Consider the following 2,143-nt stretch of genomic DNA (forward strand, 5'->3'; position numbering starts at 1 on the left):
CGTTGAGGGGCTGGCTGCTCTGCCCGACCAGCTGGCCGCCGAGCGCGCCGCCGTCGCCGCCCGGCTCGACGCGCTGGAGGGCGCGCTGCGCGCCGAGCGCGCCGCGGGCATCGAGGCGCTGACCGGCCTGGAGACGGACGCCGCCCGGCTGCGGCGCTTGCTGGCCGAGGCGGCCGCCGTTGGGCCGGACGGCGCGCTGCCCGCGCTGGACGAGAGCGCCGGCCGGCTCGAGGCGGCCGAGGCGGGCGCGACCGAGCTGGAGCCGCGCCTGGCCGCTCTGGCCGAGGGCCGCGCCCGGCTGGACGAGCGGTTAGACCGCGCCCTGGCCGAACTCGACGACGCCCAGGTGGCCGGCAAGGCGGCCGGGCCTGCCGCCGCCGATGCCCCGCCGCAGGTCGCGCCGCTACTGCGCCGCGCCGGCGCGCTGTTGCGCGAGAGCGCCCCCGCCCACCGCCGCCGCGCCGACTTCCTCGCCGCCGCGGCCGACGTGACCGCCGCGACTCGCCTGATCGCCATGGGCCGCGACCTGACGGAGGCCGCCCGGCTGCTGCGCCGGCTGACTGACCGGGACGACGGCGCCAGCCTGACCGCGCCCATCGGCCAGTTGCGCCGCGACCTGGCCCAACTGCTGGACGCCGCCGGCGATGCGCCACCCAGCGCCGCCCGCGAGGCCGCGCTGGCCGCCCGCGCCGCCGAGGCCCGCCGCCGGGCCGAGACGCTGGCGGCACAGCAGGATGAGCAGTTGGCCGCCCTGGCCCGCGAGGCGACCGCCCTGCGCGAGCGGCTGGCGCGCGCCTGGGAGGCCAGCCAGCGCCAACTGCGGCTGGCGAACGACGACCCGTTGGCCCGCCGCCACGCCCGGCTGCTGGCCGACTTCGACGCCGCGCAGCGCCGCCCTGACGCCCTGGCCGAGTTCCGCGCCGGCGTGGACGAGTTCGAGGGCGTGCTGGCCCCCTGGATGACGCGGGTGGAGGCGGCCCGCCACCTGGTCGTCCGCCAGCGCGAGCGGCTGCCACACCTCATCGACGAGGCCATCGACGCCGCCGCGCCCTGGCAATGCCTGGCCGACCACGTAGCCTTCATCCAGCAGCGGGCAGCCGACTTCGAGACGGCCCAGGCTCGCTTCGCCGCCATCCACCGCCGCCGCGAGGCCGAAGCGCTCCTGGACGAGTTGGAGGGCATCGAGCGCGACGTGACCGAGCGCTTCGCCCTGTTGACCGACCAGGCCGCCCGGCTGCGCTTCCTGGAAACGGACGTGGATCAGATCGTCGCCCTGGCTGTGTCGGACGTGGACGGCCTGCCGCCCGAGCATCCGGAGCGCATCAAGCGCGAGCGGGCGCTGAACCTCATCGGCCACCACACCGCCCAGGCCCACGCCGCGGCGCGCTACGAAGATGCCTCGCTGGCCCTCTCCCGCGCCGCCGACCAGGCCAATCGGTTGGCGTTGTAAGAGAGTGATCCGCAGATTGCGCAGATTACGCAGATTCTAAGAGGAACACAGAGAGACACTGAGATCACACAGAGGATCACAGAGAAAGAATACGTTTTCTCTGTGGAACTCCGTGTGATCTCAGTGTCTCTCTGTGTTCCTCTTCTTTTCTTGGCTCGCCTTGATACCCTCTCATCCTCCAGCGCTACCCGCACGACTTCGTCTCGTATAGGCGGTAGAACTCTGTTGGGTCTAGCCGGGTGGAACGCGTGGAGTAGGTATGTTAAGACAAGACGCGGCGAATGGTCTGAGAGGGGCGACGCCGGCGCGACCCGTGTCGCGCTGGATGGCGGTCGTCGTCCTGCTGGGCGTAGGCTACTCAGCGCTGGCCGCGCTGGACGGCGGCGGCGCGGACAGCAGTGTCCTGTGGTTCCTCGACCCCCTGCTGGTGCTGGGCTTCGCCGGCGGCCTGTGGTGGCGCGCTCGTAGACCTGACCGGTTGCCCCAACCGGTCAGGTCTGGCGCGCTACGCTTCATCGCCGGCTCGTGGCTGACCGGCATGCTCTACGAACTCGCCCTGCGCACCGGGCCGGCCGGCTTCGGCGGCATGCACCCCGACACGGCCACCTCCTTTCTCTGGGCGCAAGGCTATTACGTGCCCTTTGCCCTCGGCGGCTGGTGGCTGGCGCGGCGCTACGGCTATTCGCTGGAGAA

Annotated in this window: 1 protein-coding gene and 1 pseudogene; both read left to right on the top strand. The window is 72.8% G+C overall.

Annotated features, from left to right (window positions below; translation table 11 throughout):
- Nucleotides 1-1,450, top strand: a pseudogene (locus ACE3UY_RS13480) (hypothetical protein); the annotation flags it as partial.
- 259 nt (nt 1,451-1,709) lie between these two features.
- The coding region (locus tag ACE3UY_RS13485) for a hypothetical protein (RefSeq protein WP_374688028.1) at nt 1,710-2,143 on the top strand (434 nt) is incomplete at its 3' end.

The organism is Promineifilum sp. (SeqCode) (assembly GCF_041918635.1).
Lineage (GTDB): Bacteria > Chloroflexota > Anaerolineae > Promineifilales > Promineifilaceae > Promineifilum.